This window comes from Rhodanobacter aciditrophus, from assembly GCF_050026795.1.
GTDB lineage: Bacteria > Pseudomonadota > Gammaproteobacteria > Xanthomonadales > Rhodanobacteraceae > Rhodanobacter_A.
The window spans coordinates 324,103-342,384 of record NZ_JALBWP010000010.1 but is presented as its reverse complement, the minus strand read 5'-3'; the positions used below and the strand labels follow the sequence as shown (position 1 = coordinate 342,384).

Sequence of the window (18,282 nt, the reverse complement as noted above, 5' to 3'; positions counted from 1 at the left end):
TTCCATCGCTTCACTCCCCGCGCAAGGCGCGCATCGGTGCCACGCGCGACGCGCGCAGGGCCGGCAGCAGGCAGGCGAGCAGGCCCGCGACGGCGAGCACCACACAGGCGCCGCCCAGCGCCACCGGATCGAAGGTGTTGCCGCGCCCCGCCAGCGACACCAGAAGCTGCGCCAGCAGCCGCGACATGCCGAGCACGATGGCGATGCCGACCACCAGGCCGACGGCGATCTGCGCGATTCCATTTCGCAACACCTGCCACATCAGGCGTGCCGGCACGGCCCCCAGGGCCGTCCGCACGCCGAACTCGCGCTCGCGCGCGGCCACCGCCACCGCCATCACCGCATACATCCCGGCCATCGCCAACAGCAGCGCCAGCGCCGCGAACACGCCGACCAGCAAGAGAGTCCGGTGCGTGTCGGCCATGGTCGAGCGCACGATCCGCTCCATGCTGCGGAAGCCGGAGATCGGCTGATCGGGCGCGACCTGCGCCACCGCCGCGCGCACCGCGACGCGCCACTGCCCGGGGTCGCCATGGCCGCGCAGGACGACGCGCATCGGCATGAAGTAGCGGATGAAATCCAGGTCGTCGTTCGGGATCTGCGCCAGCGGCACGTAGACGATGCCTGGCGCCGGCTGCAGCGGGCCGGACTGGCGCGTATCGGCGGCAATCCCGACGATGCGCGCCGACCGTCCGTCATCCTCGCGGATGAGCTCGCCCAGCGCATGGCCGCCGTACATCCGCTTGGCCAGGGTGCGATTGACGATCGCCACCTGCTCGCCGCCGCGCACGTCGTCGCGCGTGAAAGCACGGCCACGGAGCACGGCAATGTCGAACAACCCGAAATACTCCGGGCCGACGCCGAAGTAATCCATGTCCACGCGCTCGCCGCCGACCCTGAACACGTTCGTGTTGAACGCATGGCCGGAACCCGTCGGCAGGTTGGTGGCGACCGTTGCGACGGTCACGCCGGGAATCGCCTCCAGGCGACGCACCAGCTTCTCGGCAAGCGCATTCACCGACGGCGCGTCGGGGTAGTCCGCCCGCACCGGCGCCAGATCGAAGGCGAGCATGTTCGCGCTCGAAAAGCCAAGCGGCGTAGCCGATGCCTTGTACAGGCCATGCAGAAGCAGCCCGCTGCCGCACAACAGCACCGTGGCCAGCAGCATCTGCGCCACGACCAGCACGCGACCAAGCCGGCCGCCGCGCGGGTCGAGTCCGCTGCGTCCGCCCTCGCGCAATGCTTCGCCGGCCATGGTCGCCTGGCTGCGCCAGACGCCGAACGCCGCAGCGGAGACGGCAACCACCATCGCAACAGCGGCTGCCGCCAGCCCAATCCACACCGGCATGCGGATACCTGCACCGGGCAGCCAATCCGCCGACACCGCGCCTTGCAACCCGTGCAGCCCCGTCCACGCCAGCATCATGCCAGCCAGCGCGCCGATGGCGCCGACCAGCAAGCCTTCCGCCAGCGCCGGCAGCACCAAGCGCAGCCGCGATGCCCCCAATGCGTCGCGCACCGCACTGTCATGCGAGCGCGACAGCGCGCGCAGCAGCATGAGGTTGACCAGGTTCACCAGGGCGGTCAGCAACACGAACAGTGCGCAGGCCATGAACAGCATCAGCGTGGCGTGCGCATTCGCGTGCTGCCATGCCGCGATCGGCTGCGCGCCGAACCGCACTCCTTTCCAGTTCTCCACGTACCTGGAGCCCAGCGCGGCATACATGGCATGCAGATGTGCATCCATCGCCGCCGCCACGGCCTGTGGGCGTGCACCTGCGGCGAGCCGCACCAGCGCGATATCGTTGAGGCCGTCGACCGTATCCTGCGGCGGAAGCGCCAGCGGCAGCGCCACGTCGCCGCTGAAGGACAGGCTGTCGAAGGATTCGGGCAATACGCCGACGATGGTGTAGCCCACGCCCTCGACATCCAGCGTCTGCCCCACTACCTGGGGACTGCCGCCATAACGGCGCTGCCAGAACCCGTAGCCAAGCATGACTGCGTGCGGCCCATGCGGCGCGTCCTCCTGCGCCGTGAAATTGCGCCCGAGCAACGGATGCAGGCCCAGGGTCGGCAACATGCCCCGGTCGATATAGGCGGCCGACACGACCGTGGGGCGACTGCCGCCGGTGATGTTGACGTTGGGCCTGGAGAACAACGTCGCCCCGGTCGACTCGACGCCCTTGAGCGGCATCAGGTGCTGGTACTGCAGGGGTGACTCCACGCGTTGCCCATCGAACACGGGCCCGACCACGATCACCCGCGACGCATCGGGAAGCGGCAGCGGCTGGAGCAGCACCTGGTCGATCAGCGTGGCGACCGCCACGCTGGCGCCGATGCCCAGCGCCAGCACCCCGCTCGCCAGCAGCAGGAAACCGGGGCGGCGCAGCATCGCCCGCCATGCGCGCCAGATCTCGACGAGCCAGATGTTCATGCGCGAGCGCCCTCTTCCATCGCCTCACTCCCCGCGCAAGGCACGCATCGGCGCGGTGCGTCCTGCGCGCACGGCCGGCACCAGGCAAGCCAGTACGCCCGCGCAGGCCAGCACCACGCAGGCGGCGAGGATGGCCCATGGATCGAAGACACTGCGCCCGAGCTGCGCCACCACGGCGCGCAGCACGCCTGATCCAAGCGCGCCCAGCACCACGCCGGCCAGCAGGCCCAGCCCGATCTGCAACAGGCCGCCGCACAGCACTACCAGCAGCAGCTTGAGCGGCGCCGCTCCCAGCGCGGCCCGCACGCCGAACTCGCGCTCGCGCGCAGCTACCGCCACCGCCATCACGGCGTACATGCCCACGCCGGCCAGCAGCAGGGCCAGGCCGCCGAGGAGGCCGATCAACATGAGGTTGAACCGCGTGTCGCTGGTGGTGTCGCGAACGACCCACGCCATGCTGCGCAGGTGGCTGATCGGCTGCCCTGGCGCGACCTCGGCCAACGCCCGCTTCACCGCATCGCGGTAGCCGTCGGGGTTGCCTTGTACCCGGATCGCGTAGCGCATGGGTTCGTAGCTGCGGAAGATGTCGATGTCGTCCGCGGGCGTCTGCGCCAGCGGCAGGTACAGGATGGGCAGGACGGAAGCGGGGTTTTGCGGGCCGAACTGGTAGGTGTTGGCCACTACGCCCACGATGCGCGCCGAGACAATCTCCGTGCCGGCCTGCGACGCGTCGAATGCGTTCTGCTGGATCGTCTGTCCGAGCGCGTGGCCGCCGTAATGCGCATCGGCGAACGCCTGGTTGACGATCGCCACCGCCTCGCTGCCGTGCACGTCGCTGCGTGCGAACAGCCGCCCTTGCCGCAGACGGATGCCGAACGTGGCGAAATAGCCGGGGTTGATGCTGCGGAACTGCTCGTTGAACGCCTCGCCGCCCGGCAGGTGCAGGCCGCCGATGTTCCACTGCCCGCTGAAGTCGCCGGCAGGCAGGTTGGTGCCCGCCGCCGCATAGCGCACGCCCGGAATCTGCCGCAGCCGCTCCACCAGTCGCTGCGACAGGATCCGTACCGATGCGGCATCCGGATAGGTGGTCTTGATCGGCGCCAGCTCGAACGTGAGCACGTGGTTCGCGTCGTAGCCCAGGTCCACGCTCGCGTTGTCCAGCAAGGTATGCATGAACACGCCGGCAGTGCACAGCAGCAGCGAAGCCAACGCCACCTGCGCGATCACCAGCATCCGACCCACAAGACCGCTGCGACGGCTCAGTCCGCTGCGCCCTCCTTCACGCAGGCTGTCCATCGACAACGCAGCGTGGCCGCGCCACAGGCCCAACGCGGTGGCGACCAGGGCGCCAAACACACCTACCGCGGCGGCCAGCCCCCAGGCCTGCCAGCCAAGGCCCAGACCATTCCGGCTTCCCCACTCCGCCACCATCCCGCCGGGCATCCAGCTCCGCACGGCCCCTAGCCCCAGCGCCGCCAGACCCTGCCCCAGCAACAGGCCAACCGCGCCGACCAGCACGCCTTCGGCCACCGAAGGCAAGGCCACCCGCCACGGCGAGGCGCCCAACGCGCCGCGTACCGAGGCATCGTGGCTGCGGCGCATCGCACGCAGCATCATCAGGTTGGTGAGGTTGACCATCGCGATCAGCAGCAACAGCGAGGCGCAGGCCAGCCACATCAGGGCCGTGGAGCGCTGGTCGGCGTGCTGCTGCGCGCCGAAGTCCTGTGCGCCGAAATGCTCATGCCGCCAGTATTTGTTGTGGCTCGCGGCATAGAGCGCATGCAGGCGGGTATCGACCTGGACGCCCAGCATCCGGGTCGTGATGCCGGGAGCTAGCCGCGCGACCGCGGTGTAGTTGGTGCCGTCGTCCTGCGTGTGTGCGGGGAAGGCGGTGGGCAACGCGATGTCGGCCTGGCCCAGGTCGAAACCGGCCGGCAGTACCCCGACGATGGTATGCGCCACGCCTTCCACTTCCATGGTCTGTCCGACCACCGAGGGATCGCCGCCAAAGCGGCGCAGCCAGAAGCCGTGGTACAGCATCACCACCGGCACGGCATGCGGCTGATCTTCCTGCGCGCTGAAGTTTCGCCCAAGCGCCGGTTGCACGCGCAGCGTGGGCAGCAGGCCGTGGTCGATTTCCAGCGCCGGCACCTGCACCGGTTCACCGTGACCGGAAATGTTGGCGGGGGTTTGCCCGTCCTTGAAAAGACCCAGCGAGCCCACCCCAGGCAGGCCCGCCAGATGCTGGTACTGCTGCGGTGACACGGCCTGCACGCCACCCTCCTGCACGGACCCGATCGCCGCCAGCCGATGCGGTTCCGGATAAGGCAAAGGCCGCAGCAGCACGCCGTCGATCAGGGTGAATACGGCGCTGGCCGAGCCGACGCCCAGCGCCAGCACGGCCGCCGCCAGCAGCAGGAAGCCGGGCCGGCGCAGGCTGGCCCGCCAGGCCTGCCAGACCTCGGCGAGCCAGATGTTCATGCGCTGGCCTCGATGCGCTGGCCGATAAGCGCGTCGAGGCGCGATTCGTCTTCGCGACGCAGGCGGTCGAAGGTTTCCTCGTCGACCACGCGGCCATCGAACAGGCGCACCTTGCGCTGGGCGAGTTCGGCGTAGCGCGCATCGTGGGTAACCATGCAGATGGTGGCGCCGCCCTTGTGCAGTTCGTCGAGCAGGGCCATCACCGCCTCGCCGTTGCGCGAGTCGAGGTTGCCGGTGGGTTCGTCGGCGAGCAGGATCGCCGGCTTGCCGACCAGCGCGCGTGCCACCGCCACGCGCTGCTGCTGGCCGCCGGAGAGCTGCGCAGGGTAATGGCGCATGCGGTGCGCCATGCCCACGCGCTCCAGCGCTTCCTGCACGCGCGCGCGGCGCTCGGCGGCGTCGATGCCGCCGCGGTAGGTGAGCGGCAGCTCCACGTTCTCCTGCACGGTGAGGTCGCCGATCAGGTTGAACGCCTGGAAGATGAAGCCGATCTCAGCGTTGCGGATGCGTGCGCGCTGTGCGGCGTTGAGCCCGGCGACGTCGTGGCCGTTCAGCACGTAGCTGCCGGAGCTCGCGGTGTCGAGCAGGCCGAGGATGGACAGCAGCGTGGTCTTGCCGCAGCCGGACGGGCCGGAGATGGAGACGTACTCGCCGCGCGCGACGTCGAGGTGCACGTCGCTGAGCGCATGGGTCTCCACTTCGTCGGTCTGGAACACCTTGCGGAGATCCTTGAGGGTGATGACGCTGGCGGGTTCGGTCATAAAAGCTCCATGGGATTTGTAGGAGCGCACCCTGTGCGCGATGGGGCATTCGGCGAAGAGCGCAGTCGCGCACAGGGTGCGCTGCTGCGCGGTGTTCATTTCAAGCGGATGCGGTCGTATTTGTCCCACTGGCTGGCGTCGGAAAGGATCACCCGGTCGCCCGCCTTGAGGCCACGCAGGATCTGCACGCGGTCCACCGAGGCCACGCCGATGCGCACCGGCACGCGCGTGGCGGTGTCGCCGTCGGGGTCGAGGCGGAACAGGCTGAGGTCGGCATTGGCCCGGGCCAGCGCGGGGCGCCCCACGGAAAGCACGTCGTGCAGTTGCGCGATCAGGATGCGGCCGTCCACGGAAAGATCGGGCCGTGCGCCGGCCGGCAGCTTGCCGGTGAGCGCCACGTCCACCTGCACGCTGCCGTTGCGCACGGCCGGGTCGATGCGCTCCACCTTGCCGTCGACGAGGCCGTTGTGGGTGTCCACGCTCACCGGCATGCCCAGCGCCACGTCCTTGGCCTGCACCTCGGGCACCTGCAGCCGTGCGATCAGCACGTCGGGCCTGGCCACCCGCGCGAGATTGGCACCGGCGGCGACCTGGGCACCTTCCTGCACGGCCACTTCCTGCAGCACGCCGGCGATGCCGGCCTTCACCTGCAGCGCATCGGCCTGGCGCTGGCGCAGCTGCAGGTTGCTCTGCTGCTGCATCAGCGCCGCCTGCGCCGCGTCGATCTGCGCCTTCATGCTGGCGGCGAACGCGGCCACGCGCTGCCGCTCGATCTGCATGCGCCCGTGCAGCTGCTTCAACGCAATCTGGCCCTGCTCGAACTGCACGCGCGGGATCAGGTGCTCCTTCGCGGCGATGGCGTCGGCGTCCGCCTTGACCTTGGCCGAGGCGTAGTCGGACTGCGCCTGCGCCTCCGCGGAACGCTGGTCGAGCAACTGCGATTCGAGTTCGGCGCGCCTGGCGGCCACCTCGGCCCGCGCCGCCGCCACCTGCGCCTGCGCGTTGCGCAGCGCGTCCTCCACGGCGGGATCGGCGAGCCGGATCAGCACGGTATCCGGCTGCACGGGCGTGCCCGGCCACACCAGGACCTTCTCCACCTGGGCCGGCGTGGACGCGGCCAGCCAGCGGATCTCGCGCGGCACCAGGGTGCCGGTGGCGCGCACCTCGCGCAGCATGTCGCCCTGCTGCACGGCGTCGATCCACAGGCTGCCGCGATCCGCTGCCGGCAAGGCCGGGCCCAGCCGCCACACCAGCGCGGCCAGCGCGGCCGCAACCAGCGCGGCGCCGCCCACCATCAGCTGCAGGCGGCGGCGCCTGCGGATGCCATACGTCGGGTTCGCGATATCCATGCCGCATGCTTGGCAAGCCGCGTGCCAAGCGCCGGCGCCAGTGAAATGCCTTGCGGATCAAGGCCAGGCGGTGCACGCCAGGGAAAGAACGGGGCCAGCGTTGTCCGCTTGCGGATGGCGGCGTCCGCATGTGGACGCCGCGGCCGCGCCTCTGGCGCGAGTCGCGCCGGACACGGACGGAGTCGGGGACCGCGGATCCGGCCGCAAGGCGCGGCCCCGACATTTCGATGGACAGCGATGTCCACCTGCTGCGACAGTGGCGGATGGCCCATAAAAACCTTGCCCTGGTCCTCGGTGGCGGCGGAGCCGCCGGGAACGCGTGGATGATCGGCATCATCGCCGGCCTGGCCGACGCCGGTCTCGACATGGCGGAAGCCGCCGATCTGGTGATCGGCACGTCGTCCGGCGCGACCGCCGCCGCCCACGTGCGCAGCGGCATATCGCCAGCCGATCTGCTGGCTGCGGTGCTGTCCGAGGAACCGGCGCGAGCCGCCGGACCGCGGCGGGAACGGCCACCAACCCCGTCCCTGCCGATGGCCGCGGTGTTCGAGCGGATGCGGGCGATCGGCGCCGCCGCCACCTCGGCTGCCGAGCTGCGGCGTGCCATGGGCGCATTCGGACTCGAGAGCGATTCCGTGCTCGGACCCGTGGCGGCGGAACAGCGGCGGGCACTGGTCGCCTCCCGGCTGCCTCGTCCCGAATGGCCGGACAAGCCGATGATTGTGGTCGCCGTCGACGCCCATACCGGCGAGCTGGCCGCGTTCGACCGCGATTCCGGCGTCACGCTGGCGGATGCGGTCACCGCGGCCACCGCGTTGCCCGGCATGGTTCCCACGCACCGCATCGACGGTACCCATTACATCAACGGTGGCGTGCGCTCCGCCGACAACGCCGACCTCGCCGCGGGCTATGCGAACGTCGTGGTGCTCACGCCGTTCGGCGAACGAAGCGGGCCGCTGCCGCCTGGCCAGTTCGAGGGCCTGCGCAGGTCACCGGAATGGGGCAACGACCTGGCAAGCCAGGTCGAGGTTCTGCGCACGCAGGGCAGCCGCGTCGAAGTGATCACGCCGGACGCCGATTCCCGCGCCGCCATGGGCACGAACCAGATGGATCCGGCGACGCGCATCCCCGCCGCCCGTGCCGGTTTCGCCCAGGGCCGGCAGGAAGCAGCCCGCCTCGCGTTCCGCTGACGATTGCACGGCAACGCCCGGCGCCACGCCGTCACCCGTGAAGAGTCCTCGACGCGGCTCGGGCTCGTGCGCGTGCCTGCCGCGGATGGCCGGTCCAGGCAATGCCCTGTGCCAGGACGCGGACCGTCTGCGCGCAAGACAACCATGCGGCGCGAACGCGCCGCACCGCTGCCGACCCTGCTCAGCCGGTGTTCTGCAGCCCCTGCGCCACGCCGTTGACGCAGGCGACCAGCGCCTGCAGCAGGGCGTCGTCCTGGCGGTCGCCGGCACGCCAGCGCTTGAGCAGGTCCACCTGCAGCAGGCTCATCGGGTCGATGTAGGGGTTGCGCAGGCGGATCGAGGCGGCGAGGCGCGGGTCGCCCTGCAGCAGTTCGCCCGCGCCCTTGAGTCTGAGCACCCAGGTGCGGCTGCGCTCGAACTCGGCACGGATCAGCGCGAAGAACGGCTCGTGCAGCTCGCCGGCCAGCCGCGAGAACGCCTCGGCGATGGCGAGGTCGCACTTGGCCAGCAGCATGTCCACGTCGTCCAGCGCGTTGGCGAAGAACGGCCAGTCGCGCGCCATCTCGGCCAGCGCGTGCTCGCCGTATTCGGCGGCGCCCCATTCCAGCGCGCTGCCCAGGCCGTACCACCCGGTGATGATGGAGCGGCACTGCGTCCAGGCGAACACCCAGGGAATGGCGCGCAGATCCTCCACGCCGCGCATGCTGCGCCGGCGCGAGGGGCGCGAGCCCAGCGCCATGCGCTCGATCACGTCGATCGGCGTGGCACTGCGGAAGTAGTCCACGAAGCCCGCGCGCTCGACCAGCGCACGGTAGGCCTGGCGGCTGCGTGCGGACAGCGCATGCATGCGCTCGCGCCACAGCGTTTCGCGCGACTCCTCGTCGCGTGGGCGCAGGCTGGCGCGCAGCACCGCGCCCACGGTCTGCTCCAGGCTGCGCAGGGCCAGTGCGCGGATGCCGTACTTGCGGTGGATCACCTCGCCCTGCTCGGTGACGCGCAGCACGCCAGCCACCGCGCCGCGCGGCGAGGACAGCAGCGCGGGCGTGATGCGTGCGCCGCCGCGGCTGGCCGAGCCGCCGCGGCCATGGAAGAACGCCAGCGCGATGCCGTGCTCGCGCGCCACCTCCAGCAGCTCCACCTGGGCGCGCTGCAGGCCCCAGCGCGAGGCCAGCGTGCCGCCGTCCTTGCCGCTGTCGGAATAGCCCAGCATCACCCACTGGCGGTCGCCGCGCGCGGCGAGGTGGGCGCGGTACAGCGGATCGGCCAGCAGCGCGCGCAGCGTGGCCGGGGCGTTGGTGAGGTCGTCGATGGTTTCGAACAGCGGGGCAATGTCGAGGGGGACATGCTCCGTCGCATCGACCAGGCCGCCATGCCGCGCCAGCGCCAGCACCGCCAGCACGTCGGCGGCGGAGCGCGCCATGCTGATGATGTAGAGGCCGGTGGCCGCCGTGCCGTAGCGCTGGCGTGCGTCGCGCAAGGCGGTGAACACGGCGCGCAGCGAGGTCGCCACGCTGTCCTCGCTGGCGACGAAATCGCGCTCGCCGCGCAGGCAGGCGTGCAGCGCGGCCACCCGTTCGTCCACGTTGCGCCTGGCCCAGTCGGCGTCGCCGAGCAGCGCGGCCAGCGCGTCGTCGTGCACGCGCGAGTCCTGGCGCGCGTCGAGCCGCGCCAGGTGGAAGCCGAAGCTGCGCACGCGCCAGATCAGCCGCTGCACCGCGTAGGCGCCCGCGTGCAGGCCGCGGTGGTCAACCAGGCTGGCGGCGATCAGCTCGAGGTCGTCGCGCAGCTCGTCGGCGGAGGCGTAGGCCTCCGGGTGCTCGTCCTCGTGGGTGGCTTCCAGCCGCGCGCCGATCAGGGTCAGCAGGCAGCGGTAGGGCATGTCGGCATGGCGCGGGCGGATGCGCGCCGCGGCCTGCGGGAAACGCGCGCGGTAGTCGTCCAGCCGCTGGCGCAGGCGCGGATCCACCTGCACGCGGCCGTCGGTCTGGCTGAGCAGGCGGGCCAGCACGGCGACGTCGGCGATGTAGCGCTCCAGCACCTGCGCGCGCTGGCTGGCGAGGCTGGCGGCGATGGTGTCGGCGCCCACGTTGGGGTTGCCGTCCATGTCGCCGCCTACCCAGGTGGCGAAGGAGAGCAGCCGCGGCAGCGGCACCGCCACGCCGTAGACCGCCTGCAGCGCGTCCGCCAGCGACTCGTACAGCGCGGGCACGATGCGGTAGATCGGGTCGGCGAGGTAGAAGCCCACGTGGTCGCGCTCGTCCTGCACGCTGGGCCGCACCGGCGAGGCCTCGGCGGTCTGCCAGCCGGCGGTCAGCGCCATGTGGATGCGCTCCTCGTCCTCGCCGCGCTCCTGCGGCGTGCGGCCGGCGTCGAAGCCGTCGACCAGGGCGCGCACGATGGCCTGTTCCTTCTCCAGCAGCGACGCGCGCACCGCCTCGGTGGGATGCGCGGTGAACACGGGTTCCACCTCGAGCCGCAGCAGCCAGTCGAGCAGCTCGGGTGCCGTCACGCCCCGCGCCTTCAGCCGCCCCAGCACGTCGTGCAGCGATTCCGGCTGTGGCGCGCCGCCTTCGCGCTGGTAGTCGCGGCGGCGGCGGATGCGGTGCACGCGCTCGGCGATGTTCACCGCGTTGAAGTAGGTGGCGAAGGCGCGCGCCAGCGCTTCCGCATGCGCCGCGTCGAGCCCGCCCAGCGGATCGGCCAGCCCGGCCAGCGGCGCGTCCTCCTGCCGGCGCGCGATGGCGGCGACGCGCACGCGCTCCACTTCGTCGAGAAAGGCCGGTGCCACCTGCTCGGCCAGCATGCGGCCGACCAGGGCGCCAAGCCGGCGCACGTCGTCGCGCAGCGGCGCATCGGGCAAGGCAGGCTCGGGACTGCGGGTGGCGTTCATCACGACGGCATCGGCTCGCAGGGGGCGGAACCCCAAGCCTAGCGCATGCGTGACACTTTTGCTGCAATGCCGCAAAACCCTTCGGTCGGCCAGCGTCCGGCCTCGCCGCGGGCAGGTCCACGTCCGCGCCGCTATAATCGCCCTTTCCCGCCGAGGGGCGCTGCGACCGCGACCAGTTCACGGCCAGGCTCGGCGGCCTTTCTCTGCAACGGCGCCCGGTTTGTCCCCATCGAAACCGGAGCAACCCATGAACGCCGCACTCAAAGAAAACAGCCACGACTACAAGATCCGCGACCTCGGCCTCGCCGATTTCGGCCGCAAGGAACTGGACATCGCCGAGCACGAGATGCCGGGCCTGATGTCGATCCGCCGCAAGTACGCCGCCGCCAAGCCGCTTCAGGGCGTGCGCGTCACCGGCTCGCTGCACATGACGATCCAGACCGCGGTGCTGATCGAGACGCTGAAGGACATCGGCGCCGACGTGCGCTGGGCCTCGTGCAACATCTTCTCGACGCAGGACCACGCCGCCGCCGCGATCGCCGCCACCGGCACGCCGGTGTTCGCCTGGAAGGGCGAGACGCTGGAGGAATACTGGGACTGCACGCTGGACGCGCTGTCCTTCCCCGACGGCAAGGGCGGCTTCCTCGGGCCGCAGCTGGTGGTCGACGACGGCGGCGACGTGACGCTGCTGATCCACAAGGGCTACGAGCTGGAAAAGGGCGACGAGAGCTGGGTCAACAGCGCCTCCGGCAGCCACGAGGAGCAGGTGATCAAGAACCTGCTGAAGCGCGTGGCGAAGGAGCGTCCCGGCTACTGGACCCGCGTGGTCGCCGACTGGAAGGGCGTCTCCGAGGAAACCACCACCGGCGTGCACCGCCTGTACCAGCTCGCCGAGGCCGGCAAGCTGCTGGTGCCCGCGATCAACGTCAACGACTCGGTCACCAAGAGCAAGTTCGACAACCTGTACGGCTGCCGCGAGTCGCTGGCCGACGGCCTGAAGCGCGCGATGGACGTGATGCTGGCCGGCAAGCTGGCCGTGGTCTGCGGCTACGGCGACGTGGGCAAGGGCTGCGCGCACTCGCTGCGCGCCTACGGCGCCCGCGTGGTGGTCACCGAGATCGACCCGATCAACGCGCTGCAGGCGGCGATGGAGGGCTTCGAGGTCAACACGGTCGAATCGACCCTGGGCCGCGGCGACATCTACGTCACCACCACCGGCAACAAGGACGTGATCCGCCTGGAGCACATGCAGGCGATGAAGGACCAGGCGATCGTCTGCAACATCGGCCACTTCGACAACGAGATCCAGGTCGACGCGCTGAGCGCGAGCGGCGCCGCACGCCTCAACATCAAGCCGCAGGTGGACAAGTACACCTTCAAGGATGGCCGCGCGATCTTCCTGCTCGCCGAAGGCCGCCTGGTGAACCTCGGCTGCGCCACCGGCCACCCCAGCTTCGTGATGTCCAACTCGTTCTCCAACCAGACGCTGGCGCAGATCGACCTGTGGGCGAACAAGGACAACTACGAGGCCAGGGTCTACATCCTGCCGAAGAAGCTCGACGAGGAAGTCGCGCGACTGCACCTGGAGAAGATCGGCGTGAAGCTGACCACGCTCACCGCCGAGCAGGCCGCCTACCTGGGCGTGCCGGTGGAAGGGCCGTACAAGCCGGAGCACTACCGCTACTGATCCGGCTACCAGTCATTGCAAGCTGTAACGGAACGGGTGCCGGGAGGCACCCGTTTTCGTTGCACGGAAACCAGCGTGGCAGGATGCCAGGCGCCTCACGGCCGCCAGTTCGCGTTGTTCTCCCAGAACGCCACCGCGCGGCGATACGCCTCCCGGTCCAGCGGCACGCCGGAGCCGCCCTCCTCCACACCCAGCGCGTTGCGCATCATGGTGATCGGCGCCATCGGGATCTCCTCCGGCTCCATCGTGTAGAGGCAACCCACGATGCCCCAGTCGGCGTCGATGCTCTCGCCTTCCTTCGCGAGCTGCTCGCGGCTGTAGAGGATGACCACCAGGTAGTTCGCCACCGGCGATTCCACGCCCTCGAACCAGCGCACCAGCACCGGCAGTTCGGCCTTGGTGCGGGCCTCGTAGCCCGAACGCAGCAGGTGCCGGTTGGCGTCGGTGACCGGCACCGTGAGGCAGCGCGTGGAGGTCCAGTTGCGGTGCACGTGCAGCTTGCAGAACGGCGCGTAGCCGTCCAGCACGCGCAGCGGCGACTCATCGTTCAGGCGGCGCTCGAAGGCCTCGGGCGTGCAGTCCTGGATGGTGTTGCCACGGGGTTCGCGCGGAAACAGGCGCGCACGCGCGAAGGGAGTGAGGACGATGGACATCGCGAGTGCCGGCGGGGAAAACGCATCAGCCTAGCGCATGCCGCCAACCGGCCTCGTGGCCGTCCGGTGCACACTCTGCATTTGGACGTCTATCTTTTCATCGCGATGAATGTATAGAATTACCCCGGATCACCCCGAAGGATGCCCATGCCCGCCATCAGCCTCGAATTCTTCCCGCCCAAGACCGACGAGCAGCGCGCCCAGCTGGATCAGGCCGCGCAGGTGCTGAAGGCCTGGCGACCGGAGTACGCCTCGGTGACCTTCGGCGCCGGCGGCTCCACGCTGAGCTACACCGGCGACACCGTGGCGCGTCTGCACGCGGTGCACGGCCTTGCCGTGGCCCCGCACCTGTCGTGCATGGGCGGCACGCGCAGCGAGATCCGCACCCTGCTCGACGGCTACAAGGCCGCCGGCTACCGCCGCATCGTGGCGCTGCGCGGCGACCTGCCGTCCGGCATGGCCAGCGCGGGCGATTTCCGCTACGCGGCGGAACTGGTGCGCTTCATCCGCGAACACTCCGGCGAGCATTTCCACATCGAGGTGGCGGCGTATCCGGAAATCCACCCGCAGGCCGACGATGCCCACGCCGACCTGCGCCACTTCAAGGCCAAGATCGACGCCGGCGCGAACGGCGCGATCACCCAGTACTTCTTCAACCCGGACGCGTATTTCCGTTTCGTGGACGATGCGCACAAGCTCGGCGTGCGGGTGCCGATCGTGCCGGGCATCATGCCGATCGCGAACTACACCCAGCTGAAGCGCTTTTCCGACGCCTGCGGCGCGGAGATCCCGCGCTGGATCGCCAAGCGCATGCAGGCGCACGGCGACGATGCCGTCTCGGTGCGCGCACTGGGCGCGGAAGTGGTGGCGCAGCTTTGCCGCCGGCTGCTCGACGGCGGCGCGCCGGGCCTGCACTTCTATACGCTTAACCGCGCCAAGGCCACGCGCGCCGTGCTGGAGCAGCTGGACTGAGTTCTTCCGGGAAAGCCGCCGCCCGGCAGTTTCCGGGCAGCGGCCGCGATGCCCGCATCATTCACTCGTGGTTCGCAATCCGCATCGATTCACGGTTGACGCGGGGCGCCATCGTTATGCTGCCGCGATGCGCACGACCGTCATGCTCCTGCTGCTTCCGCTGCTCGCCCTCGCCTTGCCGGCGCGGGCGCAGAACCCGATCCACCACTGCGTCGACGCGCACGGCAACCCGCTGTTCACCGACCAGCCCTGCACCTCCCAGCAGGCCACGCCGGTACAGGCGCCCGCACCTGCCGCAAGCATCGCGCCGCCTGGCACGCCGGTCCCCCTGCAGCGCTGCGCCGGGACTGCGGCGGCGCTGCGCCAGCGCGTGATCGACGCGTTCGCCGCGCGCGATCCGAACCGGCTGGCCGGACTGATGCTGTGGCATGGCTACGGCCATGTCTCGGCAGTCGACGACATCCGCGCGCTGGGCCGGCTGGTGCGGCAACCGCTGCTGGAGATCCACCTCGGGGACGGCAGCACCGAGGATCCGGCCGCGATGGGCGGCACGGACCGGCCCGCGGCCGCGTCATCCGTGGCCCCGCCGGCGGACGAGCTGCAGTTGCGCACCGGCGGCGACGACGGCGAACGCAGCGCGCGCTTCGCGATCGCCCACCAGGCCGGCTGCCTGTGGCTGCGCTACGGCGGCTGAAGGCCGCAGCGGGAGCCTGCGGAACGCGCGATTGACACTGCCCTGTCGCCCGCCCGGTTATCATGGGCAGTCCCCCACGGAGAACCGTCATGGCGCAGCAGTACCCCGAATGGATCTGGCAGAACGGCAAGATCAAGCCGTGGGCCGAGGCCACCACCCACGTGATGTCGCACGCGCTGCACTACGGTTCCTCGGTGTTCGAAGGCATCCGCAGCTACGCCACGCCGGACGGCGCGGCGATCTTCCGCCTCACCGACCACCTCAACCGCCTGTACCACTCGGCGAAGATCTACGACATGGCGCTGCCGTACACGCGCGACGAGCTCGCCGCGGCCTGCCGCGAGGTGGTGCAGAAGAACGGCCTCACCGCCGCCTACCTGCGTCCGGTGGCGTGGCGCGGCCTGGGCGGTTTCGGCCTCTCCGCCGAAACGCCGATCGACATGGCCGTGGCCGCATGGCCGATGGGCCCCTACCTCGGGCCGGAGGCGCTGGAGAACGGCATCACCGCCTGCGTGTCGAGCTGGCAGCGCTTCGCGCCCAACACCATCCCGGCCGGCGCCAAGGCGGGCGGCAACTACCTCTCCGGCCAGCTGATCGCGCGCGAGGCGCGCCGGCTCGGCTTCGGCGAGGGCATCGCGCTGGCCTCCACCGGCCTGCTCAGCGAAGGCGCGGGCGAGAACGTCTTCCTGGTGTTCGACGGCGCGCTGCACACCACGCCGGCCAGCGCCTCCATCCTCACCGGCATCACCCGTCACTCGCTGATCACGCTGGCGCGCGAGGACGGCATCGAGGTGATCGAGCGCGACATCCCGCGCGAGTACCTCTACCTCGCCGACGAGGTGTTCATGTGCGGCACCGCCGCCGAAGTCACCCCGATCCGCGCGATCGACGGCAAGCAGATCGGCGCCGGCAAGGCCGGCCGCGTCACCCGCCGCATCCAGGAGCTGTTCTTCGGTCTGTTCGACGGCAGGACCAACGACCAGTGGGGCTGGCTGGAGCCGGTCTGAGGCCATCCTTGCGATCGTCCCCGATCGCGAAAACCAAACGGGCGGCCATCCCCGGCCGCACCTTCCACGATGACTGCCGTCCCGCGACAGCATGCTGCCGGGACGACGGCGGCCGCCCCGGGGAACGGAAGCCCGAGCCGCTATCATTCGCGGATGAATGAACCGATTTCCGCCCTCCCCGCCATCCGCCTGAAATCCGACCGCGCGCCCGGCCACCCCTGGGTATGGTCGGCGCAGGTGCACAAGCCCGGGGAACGCATCCCGCCAGGCAGCGTGGTGGACGTGGTGGACGCGAAGGGCCGCTTCGTCGGCCGCGGCTTCTGGAACGGCCACGCGCGCATCGCGCTGCGCCTGCTCACCAGCGATCCCGCCGAGGCCGTCGACGCCGGCTGGATCGCCGCGCGCATCGACCGCGCCGTGCGGCTGCGCCGCGAGCTGCTGCAACTGGACAGGGACACCGACGCCTGGCGCGTGGTGCACAGCGAGGGCGACGGGCTTTCTGGCCTGATCGTGGACCGCTACGCCGACATCCTCGTCGTCGAATACTTCGCCGCCGGCATGTGGAAGCTCCGCGACGCGATCCGCGACGCGCTGCTGTCGCATTTCCCCGGCGCACGCCTCTACGGCTTCGCCGAAACGCACGTGCAGAAGCAGGAGTCCTTCGACTGCCGCGCCAGCGAGCCGCCCGCGCCGGTGGCGGTGCACGAGCACGGCCTCGCCTTCCATGCCGCGCCCGGCGCCGGCCACAAGACCGGCTTCTTCGCCGACCAGCGCGACAACCGCCGGCGCTTCGCCGGGCTCGCGCGCGGCCGCCGCGTGCTCGACCTCTGCTGCAACGCCGGCGGCTTCGCGGTGCATGCGATGGCCGGCGGCGCGCGCGAAGCGGTGGGCGTGGACATGGACGCCGGCATCCTGGGGATCGCCCGCGCCAACGCCGCCGCGAACAACGTCGCGGTGGATTTCCAGCAGGCCGACATCTTCGACTGGCTGCGCGGCGCGGTGGCGCGCGGCGACCAGTACGACGCGGTGATCCTCGACCCCGCCAAGCTCACCCGCGACCGCAGCAAGGTGTTCGAGGCGCTGAAGAAGTACTTCGCGATGAACCGCCTCGCGCTGGACGTGATCCCGCCTGGCGGCCTGCTGCTCACCTGCTCCTGCACCGGCCTGGTGAGCGAGGCGGACTTCCTGGAGATGCTGCGCCGCGTGGCGATCAACGCCGGCCGCGAGATCCAGATCCTCGAAGTGCGCGGCGCCGGCGCCGACCATCCGGTGCGCGCCGACGTGCCGGAGAGCCGCTACCTCAAGGCGGTGTTCTGCCGGGTGGAGTGAGCAGGATCGCCCCGGCCCTGCAGCAGCCGGGGCAACGCCGGTTTCAGAGCTTGCCGGCTACGCTCCTGGCGGCCTCGGCGCGGAATTTTTCCAGCCCCATTTGCGTGATTTCCATCCACGCACGTTCGGTGGCCGCCTGGCGCTTGTCCTCGGCATGTACCTGGATTTCGATCGGCGCACCGCCGCCCTCGACCTGCAATTCCGTGGCGATATCCGAGTGCAGGGTGATCGCCCAGAAGCCGGGCTGGAACCACGACCAGAACTTCTTGATGTGCACGTCGAGCACCACCGGATCCGTACCGGCATCCGCCAGCGATTTGACCCGGTAGCCGCTCTGCAGCAGCGCCGCAACCAGGTTCTCGCGCACCACATCCTGCACCGTCTGCCCCTGCTGCAGCAGGACATCGCCCAGGGCCTTGCCGAAACCGTTGCGCTTGCGCCCGATCGCCTGGGACTTCACCTGGGCGGTGGCGTTGTCCGAACCGCCGAAGCCCAGCGAGGGCGTGCTCGGATCCGATGGTGCCTGTTCGAACACGCGTTCGTCCGTCACCGACTTGACGACAACGACGCGCGCGCTTCCCGCGGCCGCCGTGCCCGATGGCGAAACCACCGGCCCCTGCAACTTGATCTCGCTGCGCGACGTGGCGCAACCCGCCAGCGACGCGCACAGGCAAACGGCCAGCCAACCGGCACTTTTCCGGGCAATCATGGTGTTCTCCCCCTGGTTGATCGCACGGACGTCTGTCGGGCATCCCTGCGAGACGATTGAAGCGCGGCTTCGCGACCGATCATGCCCCGCCGTTGCGAAGCCGTCCAGCACACGTCGCCGGCGTCG

At 70.3% G+C, this 18,282-nt stretch carries 13 protein-coding genes and 1 riboswitch; of the genes, 6 read left to right on the top strand and 7 right to left on the bottom strand.

The window, feature by feature from the left end; translation table 11 throughout:
- Nucleotides 1–10: 10 nt before the first annotated feature.
- From ACQGNW_RS06490 to ACQGNW_RS06475, 4 genes are all read right to left on the bottom strand, one after another.
- Nucleotides 11–2,434: an ABC transporter permease gene (locus ACQGNW_RS06490; protein WP_426662319.1), complete on the bottom strand. Its 2,424-nt coding sequence runs from the start codon at nt 2,432–2,434 to the stop codon at nt 11–13.
- 24 nt (nt 2,435–2,458) lie between these two features.
- Nucleotides 2,459–4,915 (bottom strand): ABC transporter permease, encoded by a 2,457-nt coding sequence (locus ACQGNW_RS06485; protein ID WP_426662318.1) that lies wholly within the window; start codon nt 4,913–4,915, stop codon nt 2,459–2,461.
- Nucleotides 4,912–5,676 carry an ABC transporter ATP-binding protein gene (locus tag ACQGNW_RS06480; protein WP_426662317.1) on the bottom strand — a complete coding sequence of 255 codons (765 nt, stop codon included), beginning with the start codon at nt 5,674–5,676 and terminating at the stop codon, nt 4,912–4,914. Before ACQGNW_RS06480 ends, ACQGNW_RS06485 begins: the two co-directional genes overlap by 4 nt.
- Before the next feature lie 95 nt (nt 5,677–5,771).
- Entirely contained in the window at nt 5,772–7,025 is a 1,254-nt protein-coding gene (locus ACQGNW_RS06475) for an efflux RND transporter periplasmic adaptor subunit (protein WP_426662315.1), read from the bottom strand.
- A 227-nt stretch (nt 7,026–7,252) separates the two neighbouring features.
- On the opposite strand from ACQGNW_RS06475, the gene ACQGNW_RS06470 reads away from it, so the two are divergent.
- Nucleotides 7,253–8,215 carry a patatin-like phospholipase family protein gene (locus ACQGNW_RS06470; RefSeq protein ID WP_426662314.1) on the top strand — a complete coding sequence of 321 codons (963 nt, stop codon included), beginning with the start codon at nt 7,253–7,255 and terminating at the stop codon, nt 8,213–8,215.
- Nucleotides 8,216–8,396: 181 nt separating this feature from the next.
- On the opposite strand, the gene ppc is transcribed toward ACQGNW_RS06470, so the two are convergent.
- On the bottom strand, nt 8,397–11,105 hold the full coding sequence (ppc, locus tag ACQGNW_RS06465; RefSeq protein ID WP_426662313.1) for a phosphoenolpyruvate carboxylase: 2,709 nt from the start codon (nt 11,103–11,105) through the stop codon (nt 8,397–8,399).
- 146 nt (nt 11,106–11,251) lie between these two features.
- A riboswitch (S-adenosyl-L-homocysteine riboswitch) is annotated at nt 11,252–11,329 on the top strand.
- 23 nt (nt 11,330–11,352) lie between these two features.
- Between ppc and ahcY the strand changes: the two genes are divergently transcribed.
- Nucleotides 11,353–12,792 (top strand): adenosylhomocysteinase, encoded by a 1,440-nt coding sequence (ahcY, locus tag ACQGNW_RS06460; RefSeq protein WP_426662312.1) that lies wholly within the window; start codon nt 11,353–11,355, stop codon nt 12,790–12,792.
- A gap of 95 nt (nt 12,793–12,887) precedes the next feature.
- Here ahcY and ACQGNW_RS06455 read toward each other — a convergent pair whose 3' ends face one another.
- Nucleotides 12,888–13,445 (bottom strand): DUF3228 family protein, encoded by a 558-nt coding sequence (locus ACQGNW_RS06455; RefSeq protein ID WP_426662311.1) that lies wholly within the window; start codon nt 13,443–13,445, stop codon nt 12,888–12,890.
- 147 nt (nt 13,446–13,592) lie between these two features.
- Here ACQGNW_RS06455 and metF point away from each other — a divergent pair, with 147 nt between their 5' ends.
- The 4 genes from metF (at nt 13,593) to ACQGNW_RS06435 (ending at nt 17,447) form a co-directional block, all read left to right on the top strand.
- Nucleotides 13,593–14,417, top strand: a complete 825-nt coding sequence (metF, locus tag ACQGNW_RS06450; protein ID WP_426662310.1) for a methylenetetrahydrofolate reductase [NAD(P)H] — start codon at nt 13,593–13,595, stop codon at nt 14,415–14,417.
- 142 nt (nt 14,418–14,559) lie between these two features.
- Entirely contained in the window at nt 14,560–15,111 is a 552-nt protein-coding gene (locus ACQGNW_RS06445) for a DUF4124 domain-containing protein (protein WP_426662309.1), read from the top strand.
- Between the two features lie 89 nt (nt 15,112–15,200).
- Nucleotides 15,201–16,118, top strand: a complete 918-nt coding sequence (locus tag ACQGNW_RS06440) for a branched-chain amino acid transaminase (RefSeq protein ID WP_426662308.1) — start codon at nt 15,201–15,203, stop codon at nt 16,116–16,118.
- A gap of 153 nt (nt 16,119–16,271) precedes the next feature.
- Nucleotides 16,272–17,447 (top strand): class I SAM-dependent rRNA methyltransferase, encoded by a 1,176-nt coding sequence (locus ACQGNW_RS06435; protein ID WP_426662307.1) that lies wholly within the window; start codon nt 16,272–16,274, stop codon nt 17,445–17,447.
- Between the two features lie 43 nt (nt 17,448–17,490).
- Here ACQGNW_RS06435 and ACQGNW_RS06430 read toward each other — a convergent pair whose 3' ends face one another.
- A complete protein-coding gene (locus ACQGNW_RS06430) occupies nt 17,491–18,267 on the bottom strand; it encodes a YajG family lipoprotein (RefSeq protein WP_426662306.1) in 777 nt (258 codons plus the stop codon).
- Nucleotides 18,268–18,282: the final 15 nt, after the last annotated feature.